Below are 8,285 nucleotides of genomic sequence, written 5' to 3' on the forward strand. Positions count from 1 at the left end.
CCGCTTCGACCGTTCTGACTTCATATACATCGCGAAGGACGATGAGTACCAGTGCCCTGCGGGCCAGCGCGCCATCCACCGGTTTACGCGGGAGGAGAATGGTCTTCAATTGCGGCGCTACTGGAGTAGTGCCTGCCCACAATGCGCTATGAAGGAGCGATGCACTCCTAGCGCCTATCGGCGCATCAGTCGATGGGAACATGAGGCCGTGCTTGAGGCGGCGCAGCGCCGTCTAGACCGAATGCCAGAAGCGATGAAGGTGCGGCGGCGCACGGTGGAACATGTGTTCGGCACGTTCAAGCATTGGATGGGCTATACACACTTCCTAACTCGTCGCTTGGGCAATGTGAGCACGGAAATGAGTTTGAATGTACTGGCCTATAACCTCAAGCGGGTCATGCGCATCCTCGGCTTCCAGCAAACGATGAAAGCCATACTGGCGCTGGGCGGCTGAGCCCTTCAGGTGACCCATAACGCACCTCAGGCCCTATCCGGGCCGCCCAAACGGTCTTGAGTGAGCCCCGCTTCGAAAAATCGAAGTGAAGACCGCCCAAGGTGATGCGGACCAGGCGATTGCGCTGTGGCTGACAGGACGAAAAGCGTTTTCACACGGCCTCGGTCGAAAGCGGAAGTTCTCTGAAAGCCGGTCAAGCCTACCGCTCACCCCTGACGACCCGGTGCCAAGAGATTCTCAAAAAACCGGACTCGGGGCTAAGTACCTTTGGGGCTGAAATCGACCCAAGTGCCTGATCTGCTTTGGGCTGACACGTTTTATTTAATCTCGATCCGCATGACGCAAATCCCAGGTTCGGCGGCGTTTGACACTCACTTGCGACGCCCCCCGCCCCCAAATATGTAACAGCCGCCCTTCCCCCCCTTGAACCCTGCAACATCATCCCTATAATTAGCACTCGACACCGGTGAGTGCTAACAGCCCTCCCGGGGCTAACCGATCATTCACTTTCAATCAAGTAAACAGGAGTTCCTCATGGCCTTGCGTCCCCTGGGCGATCGCGTGATCGTCAAACGCCTCGAAAACGAGCGCAAGACTGCCTCGGGCATCGTCATCCCCGACAGCGCCGCAGAAAAGCCTGATCAGGGCGAAGTCGTGGCCGTCGGCCCCGGCAAGAAGACCGAAGACGGCAAGATCCTGCCGGTCGACCTGAAGGCTGGCGACAAGGTTCTGTTCGGCAAGTATGCCGGCCAGTCCGTGAAGGTTGATGGCGAAGAACTGCTCGTCATCCGCGAGGACGAAATCCTCGCCGTGGTTCAGTAAATCCCGCCTCAAACGAATTTTGGAAGGAAGCTAAGAAATGGCTGCCAAGCAAGTATTGTTCGGTGACGACGCCCGTGTGCGTATCGTCCGCGGCGTGAATGTTCTCGCCAACGCTGTTAAGACCACCCTGGGCCCCAAGGGTCGCAACGTCGTGCTGGAGCGCTCGTTCGGCGCCCCGACCGTGACCAAGGACGGCGTGTCCGTCGCCAAGGAAATCGAACTGAAGGACAAGTTCGAGAACATCGGCGCACAACTGGTCAAGGACGTTGCCTCCAAGACCTCCGACAACGCCGGTGACGGCACCACGACCGCCACCGTGCTGGCTCAAGCCATCGTCATGGAAGGCCTGAAGTACGTTGCCGCCGGTTTCAACCCGATCGACCTGAAGCGCGGCATCGACAAGGCTGTCGCCGCTGCCGTGGCTGAACTGAAGAAGCAATCCAAGCCGGTCACGACCAGCAAGGAAATCGCTCAAGTCGGTTCCATCTCGGCCAACAGCGATGCCTCCATCGGCCAGATCATCGCTGACGCGATGGACAAGGTTGGCAAGGAAGGCGTCATCACCGTCGAAGACGGCAAGTCGCTGGAAAACGAGCTGGACGTCGTCGAAGGCATGCAATTCGACCGCGGCTACCTGTCGCCCTACTTCATCAACAGCCCGGAAAAGCAAGTTGCCGTGCTGGAAGATCCGTATGTCCTGATTTTCGACAAGAAGATCAGCAACATCCGTGACCTGCTGCCCGTGCTGGAACAAGTTGCCAAGTCGAGCCGTCCCCTGCTGATCATTGCAGAAGACGTCGAAGGCGAAGCGCTGGCCACCCTGGTTGTGAACAACATCCGTGGCATCCTGAAGACCACCGCCGTCAAGGCTCCGGGCTTCGGCGACCGCCGCAAGGCCATGCTGGAAGACATCGCCATCCTGACGGGCGGCACGGTGATCTCCGAAGAAACCGGCATGTCGCTGGAAAAGGCCGGCCTGGCTGAACTGGGCCAAGCCAAGCGCATCGAAGTGGGCAAGGAAAACACGACGATCATCGACGGCGCTGGCGACAGCAAGTCGATCGAGGCTCGCGTCAAGCAAGTCCGTGTCCAGATCGAAGAAGCCACGTCCGACTACGACCGTGAAAAGCTGCAAGAACGCGTGGCCAAGCTGGCCGGCGGCGTTGCCGTGATTCGCGTTGGCGCTGCCACCGAAGTCGAAATGAAGGAAAAGAAGGCTCGCGTCGAAGACGCCCTGCACGCAACCCGCGCCGCAGTGGAAGAAGGCGTTGTGGCTGGTGGCGGTGTTGCACTGCTGCGCGCCAAGCAAGCCATTGCTGAACTGAAGGGCGACACGCCTGACCAGAACGCCGGTATCAAGCTGATCCTGCGTGCTGTGGAAGAGCCGCTGCGCACCATCGTCACGAACGCCGGCGAAGAAGCCAGCGTCGTGGTCAGCAACGTGCTGAACGGCAAGGGCAACTACGGCTACAACGCCGCAACCGGCGAGTACACCGACCTGGTCGAGCAAGGCGTTCTGGATCCCACCAAGGTGACCCGCACCGCCCTGCAAAACGCTGCCTCCGTCGCCAGCCTGTTGCTGACGGCTGAAGCCGCCGTGGTCGAACTGGCCGAAGACAAGCCCGCTGCCCCGGCCATGCCGGGTGGCATGGGCGGCATGGGCGGCATGGACTTCTAAGTCCCGCTTTCCTTGCACGGCCTCCCCGGCGTCAAAACCGGGGAATGCAGTATCTGAAAACCCCCCGGACCTTCGCCCCGGGGGTTTTTCTTTTTGTGCGCCCTTCTTTTTGTGCGCTCCTGCCCGCTATCGACGACGGATTCGCCGTCCGGTCACCGCACACATTGCCTGTTGTTTCCACCGCGCCCCGTGGCGCCCGGTGCGAACACGTTTGCGCACAAACTCGCGGTTTCGCCGGGACGCATGCGTCCCTACAATGAAGATTCCTTCGCCCACGCCGCCCAAGCCCTATGCGCCTACCCCAGAGCCTGCGAGCCTTGCGTCCGTCCGAGATTGGCGGGCTGTTGATGGACTCCGCCAACCAGTGGTCAAGCCACCGCGCATCCAGCAAGGGCGCCGCGCTGGCGTTGTACATGGTGTTTTCCTTGGCGCCGATGCTGATCCTGGTGATCGCCGTGGCCGGCGCGTTCTATGGCGAAGACGCGGTACGGTCCGAGCTTTTCTTGCAGATGCGCGACCTGACCGGCGAACGCGGCGCGGAAGTCATCCAGACGGTATTGGCCAGCGCGCATGAATCCGGCGGCGGGTGGATCGCCGCGCTGATCTCCATTTTTGTGCTGATCTTCAGCGCCACTACCGCCTTTGCTGAACTGAAGGCCAGCCTGGACGATTTGTGGGACGTGCCCGCCAACCAGAAGGGCGGCATACAGGGCATGGTGCGCAGCCGCATGCTGTCGTTTGGCCTGGTGCTGGTGCTGGCGTTGTTCCTGCTGGTGTCGTTGACGGTAAACGCCGCGCTGGGCGCCGCGCAAAAACTGTATGGCGACCTGTGGATGGCATCCACCGTTGCCAAGGTGGTGGATTGGGCGTCGACGCTGTTTTCGTTTGCCGTGGTGGTCGCGCTGTTTGCCGTGATCTTCAAGTTACTGCCCAGCGCAAAAATATCCTGGCGCGACGTGATCCCGGGCGCCATCGTGACGGCCGCGCTGTTCCTGGTGGGCAAATGGGGCATCGGCCTGTACCTGAGCCGGGGCGCGGCCGTGTCCGCCTATGGCGCGGCGGGCTCGCTGATTGCCTTGCTGCTGTGGATCTACTATTCCGCGCAGATCTTCTTCTTTGGCGCGGTGTTCACCCGGCAATTCGCGCTGCGCTTCGGCGATGCCGCCAAGCCCGGCAAGACGGACCCGGCCCCCGCGGCACCCCCACAAGCCTAGGCCGCTGGATACAATCGCGACTACCGCGAGTTCTTCGACGCTGATGGCCCCGCCCGCACACGCGCTGCGGTGCATCCGTTGCCGCACCCGCACTTGCTGATTTCAATCAAGGCGGGCGCCCCCAAGCATGTCGAACTTCCGCATCACGCCCAACGCGCTAAGCCATAAGCTGAAGCTGCATCAATTGCAGATCTTCGAACGCGTGCTGGCGCGCCGGTCGCTGTCGCGCGCGGCCAGCGAACTGCACCTGACCCAGCCCACCGTCACCAAGGCCATCCACGACCTGGAAGCCTTCTTCGGCGCGACCTTGTTTGAACGGTCGAACCGGGGCGTCACGCCCACGGAGCTTGCCTTGGTGCTGGGGCGTCGCGTGCACGCCATGTTGGCCGAAGTGCGCTACATGGCCGACGACATCGACGCGGTACTGGGCGGCGCCAGCGGCCACGTGGTAGTGGGCACGCTGATCGCCGCGTCCGCAAAATTGCTGCCCGAAGCCATTGCCCGCATGATGACGGACCACCCGGGCATCCAGGTCACCGTGCGCGAAGGGCCGTCGGCCCAGCTGCTGCCCGCGCTGGCCACGGGCGACGTCGATATCGTCGTGGGCCGGCTGCCCGGCGCCGACATGGCGTCGATATCCGGCGTAGCGGTGGACCATCACAAGCTTTATCGCGAGGCACTGTGCCTGGTGGTCGGCGCCCAGCATCCCATGGCCGCCGCGCAAGAGGTCAGCTTGGCGGACCTGGCGGATCACATCTGGATTCTGCCCGCGCCCACTTCGCCACTGCGGGCATCGGTTGAGCGCACGTTTTTCGACGCCGGCCTGCGCCTGCCGGCGCGCCACGTGGAATCCCTATCGTTGCTCACCAACATCGGCATCCTGATGCATAGCGACGCGCTGGCGCTGATTCCCTACGACGCGGCGGCCCAGTTCCTGTCCATGGGCTTGCTGGCGCGCCTGCCCACGACGGTGTTCGGAGATTTTGGCGACGTGGGCTATTCCGTGCGCGCCGATCGTCCGATGACGCCCGCTTGCCAGCGACTGGTGGAATACCTGCAAGCCATCACGGCGCAGCGCGAACCCGCACCGGCACGGCGCGCATAACGGACAGGCGCGGGCGCGGGCTCGGGCGCGGGCTCGGGCTCGGGCTCGGGCTCGGGCGCATCCGTTTCCCTACGGGAAACCCCGCGATAGATAAGCCGCATATCCAACCGCGCAATTTCTATTATTCCCCCGGCGCGCTCGCCCCCTAGACTTCATCAAACCAAGCTCCCCGGAGATCTTCATGCCCGCCTATGGCCCGCCGTTGAATTTCCAGCGCTGGATCGACGATCACGCGCATCTGCTCAAGCCGCCCGTGGGCAATCAGCAGATCTGGCAAGACGCCGACTTCATCGTCACCGTGGTGGGCGGCCCCAACCACCGCACCGATTATCACGATGACCCGCTGGAAGAATTCTTCTACCAATTTCGGGGCAACGCCTGGTTGTCGCTGTGGGTGGACGGCAAGCCCGAACGCGTGGACTTGAAAGAAGGCGACATCTTTTTGTTGCCGCCGCGCGTGCGCCATTCGCCGCAACGCCCCGAACCCGACAGCGCCTGCCTGGTCATCGAGCGTCAGCGCCCCGTGGGCCTGCTGGATGGCTTTGAATGGTATTGCCCGCATTGCGGCCACCTGGTGCACCGCGTGGAAGTGCAGTTGAAAAGCATCGTCACCGACCTGCCGCCGCTATTCCAGGCGTTCTACGACAGCACCGACAAGCGTACCTGCCCCGGCTGTGGCCAGATTCATCCCGGCAAAGGCCATGCGCCCGCCGGACAAGCCGTGCCCGCCTAGCGCCCCCCCTCTTGCGAAGCCGTTATCCATGATTCAGAAAATCGACATGCACGCCCATTTCTTTCCGCCGATCACGCGGCAGGAAGCGGCGGCGCTTGATCCCGTGCACGCGCCCTGGCTGCGCCCGGACGCCGGCGGCGCCACCGGCCAGATCATGGCGGGCGACCGCGAGTTCCGGCCGGTGGACGCCACCTTGTGGGACCCGGCGCTGCGTATCGAGCAGATGGATCGGCATGGCGTGGACGTGCAGATCCTGTGCGCCACGCCAATCATGTTCGGCTACACCTACCCCGGGCAGCTTGCCGCCGACTGGGCGGCCCGCATGAACGACCTGGCGCTGGAACACTGCGCCCATGCGCCCGCGCGCTTGAAAGCCCTGGCGCAGGTGCCGCTGCAAGACCTGGAGCTAGCTTGCAAAGAAGCGTCCCGCGCACGCGCCGCCGGCCACCTGGGTGTGCAGATTGGCAACCACGTCGGCCCGCGCGACCTGGACGACGACACGCTGGTGCAGTTCCTTGTCCACTGCGCCCACAACGATATCCCGGTGCTGGTGCATCCGTGGGACATGATGACCGATGGCCGCATGAAGAAGTGGATGCTGCCCTGGCTGGTAGCCATGCCCGCCGAAACGCAGCTGGGCATTCTGTCGTTGATTTTGTCCGGCGCCTTCGAACGCATTCCGCGCAGCCTGAAGCTGTGCTTCGCGCACGGCGGCGGCAGCTTTGCGTACCTGCTGGGCCGCGTGGACAACGCCTGGCGGCATCGCGACATCATCCGACAAGACTGCCCGCACCTGCCCTCGTCCTATACCGACCGGTTCTACACCGACAGCGCCGTGTTCGACCCGCGTTCGCTACGCCTGTTGATTGACGTGATGGGCGAAGACCGCGTGCTGCTGGGTTCCGACTACCCCTACCCGCTGGGCGAACAGGAAGTGGGCCGCCTGGTGACGCAGGCTGAACTGGTGCCCGACGTGCAGCAGAAGATCCTGTTTCGCAACACGACGACGTTCTTTGGTTTGCAGCCCTAACCCCTACGCGGGGCAAGACACCACGACCGTGACACACGGCAACTCAAGGGAAAAGACATGAATCGCACCACCACGCTGGCCGCCGCTGCGGCCATGGGCCTGGCCTTGTCAGGCGCCGCGATGGCCGACGTGAAGATCGGCCTGTTGACGACATTGACCGGCCCCGGCTCCGTGCTGGGCCAGGACCAGCTGGACGGCTTCATGCTGGCCGTGGACCAAGGCGGCGGCAAGCTGGGCGGCGTGGCGGTGCAGGTCATCAAGGAAGACGATCAGTTCAAGCCCGAAGTGGGCGTGCAGGCCGCGCGAAAGCTGGTGCAAAGCGACAAGGTGCCGATCATTACCGGCGTGGTGTATTCCAACGTGATGCTGGCGGTGGTGCGGCCGGTGACCAGTGCGGGCGTGTTCCTGGTGGGCTCCAACGCGGGGCCGACCAACCTGGCGGGCAAGGACTGTTCGCCCTATTTCTTTTCCACGTCCTGGAACAACACGCAGCGCCACGAAGGCAGCGGCGAAATGGCCAACCAGATGGGCTTCAAGAAGGTCTACCTGCTGGCTCCCAACTACCAGGCCGGCAAGGACGCGATGGCCGGCTTCAAGCGCTTTTACAAAGGCCAGATTGCCAACGAAGTCTTCACCCAGGTCAACCAGCCCGACTACTCGGTAGAGCTGGCGGCGCTGGCCGACGCCAAGCCGGACGCGGCGTATGTGTTCTTTCCGGGCGGCATGGGCGTGAACTTCATCAAGCAGTACCGGCAGGCCGGGCTGTTCGGCAAGATACCGCTGTTGTCGGTGGACACCATCGACGGGGCCACGCTGCCCGCGCTGCAACAGGATGCGCTGGGCGCCGTGACCAACGTGCCGTATTCGCCCGACCTGGACAACGCCGCCAACAAGGCGTTTGCCGCCGCGTTTCGCCAGAAGTACGGACGCGAGCCGTCCAGCTACGCCGCGCAATCGTTCGACGCGGCCCAGCTGATCGGGTCGGCGCTGAAGAAAACGGGCGGCAAGGTCGATGACAAGGACGCGCTGCGCAAGGCGCTGGAAGCGGCCGACTTTACGTCGGTGCGCGGGGAATTCCGCTATCAGCCCAATCACTTTCCGGTGGCCGGATTTTTCCGCGCCGACGTGCAGGCCGGTGTGGACGGCAAAGTGGCGTTCGTGAACAAGGGCCCCATCTTCGCGGACCTGTCCAAAGTGTCCGACCAGTACGCCGCGCAATGCGTAATGAAGTGATGCGCGGGGCCGCGCC

The 8,285-nt window shown here is 63.1% G+C and carries 8 protein-coding genes; all 8 read left to right on the plus strand.

Annotated elements, in window-relative coordinates:
- Positions 1 to 454 (plus strand): transposase (locus tag ACNPP0_RS18975; protein WP_448705213.1); only part of this gene is annotated, 454 nt, incomplete at its 5' end.
- A 534-nt stretch (positions 455 to 988) separates the two neighbouring features.
- The gene (groES, locus tag ACNPP0_RS18980) at positions 989 to 1,276 is read left to right on the plus strand and encodes a co-chaperone GroES (protein WP_006221616.1); all 288 of its coding nucleotides are present in this window, start codon (positions 989 to 991) and stop codon (positions 1,274 to 1,276) included.
- Positions 1,277 to 1,313: 37 nt separating this feature from the next.
- The gene (gene groL, locus ACNPP0_RS18985; RefSeq protein WP_332610988.1) at positions 1,314 to 2,954 is read left to right on the plus strand and encodes a chaperonin GroEL; all 1,641 of its coding nucleotides are present in this window, start codon (positions 1,314 to 1,316) and stop codon (positions 2,952 to 2,954) included.
- A 290-nt stretch (positions 2,955 to 3,244) separates the two neighbouring features.
- The gene (locus tag ACNPP0_RS18990) at positions 3,245 to 4,168 is read left to right on the plus strand and encodes a YihY/virulence factor BrkB family protein (protein WP_332610985.1); all 924 of its coding nucleotides are present in this window, start codon (positions 3,245 to 3,247) and stop codon (positions 4,166 to 4,168) included.
- 127 nt (positions 4,169 to 4,295) lie between these two features.
- Positions 4,296 to 5,273: a LysR substrate-binding domain-containing protein gene (locus ACNPP0_RS18995; protein WP_448706710.1), complete on the plus strand. Its 978-nt coding sequence runs from the start codon at positions 4,296 to 4,298 to the stop codon at positions 5,271 to 5,273.
- A 181-nt stretch (positions 5,274 to 5,454) separates the two neighbouring features.
- Entirely contained in the window at positions 5,455 to 6,006 is a 552-nt protein-coding gene (locus ACNPP0_RS19000) for a 3-hydroxyanthranilate 3,4-dioxygenase (RefSeq protein WP_448706711.1), read from the plus strand.
- A gap of 28 nt (positions 6,007 to 6,034) precedes the next feature.
- Entirely contained in the window at positions 6,035 to 7,036 is a 1,002-nt protein-coding gene (locus tag ACNPP0_RS19005) for an amidohydrolase family protein (RefSeq protein ID WP_332610979.1), read from the plus strand.
- Between the two features lie 57 nt (positions 7,037 to 7,093).
- The gene (locus tag ACNPP0_RS19010; RefSeq protein ID WP_332610978.1) at positions 7,094 to 8,269 is read left to right on the plus strand and encodes an ABC transporter substrate-binding protein; all 1,176 of its coding nucleotides are present in this window, start codon (positions 7,094 to 7,096) and stop codon (positions 8,267 to 8,269) included.
- Positions 8,270 to 8,285 lie beyond the last annotated feature (16 nt).

Source organism: Achromobacter semiaridum (assembly GCF_053543755.1).

Coding starts and splice junctions, on each gene's coding strand:
- ACNPP0_RS19000 (WP_448706711.1), top strand. CDS start 5,455: ATGCCCGCCTATGGCCCGCCGTTGAATTTCCAGCGCTGGATCGACGAT.
- groES (WP_006221616.1), top strand. CDS start 989: ATGGCCTTGCGTCCCCTGGGCGATCGCGTGATCGTCAAACGCCTCGAA.
- groL (WP_332610988.1), top strand. CDS start 1,314: ATGGCTGCCAAGCAAGTATTGTTCGGTGACGACGCCCGTGTGCGTATC.
- ACNPP0_RS18990 (WP_332610985.1), top strand. CDS start 3,245: ATGCGCCTACCCCAGAGCCTGCGAGCCTTGCGTCCGTCCGAGATTGGC.
- ACNPP0_RS19010 (WP_332610978.1), top strand. CDS start 7,094: ATGAATCGCACCACCACGCTGGCCGCCGCTGCGGCCATGGGCCTGGCC.
- ACNPP0_RS18995 (WP_448706710.1), top strand. CDS start 4,296: ATGTCGAACTTCCGCATCACGCCCAACGCGCTAAGCCATAAGCTGAAG.
- ACNPP0_RS19005 (WP_332610979.1), top strand. CDS start 6,035: ATGATTCAGAAAATCGACATGCACGCCCATTTCTTTCCGCCGATCACG.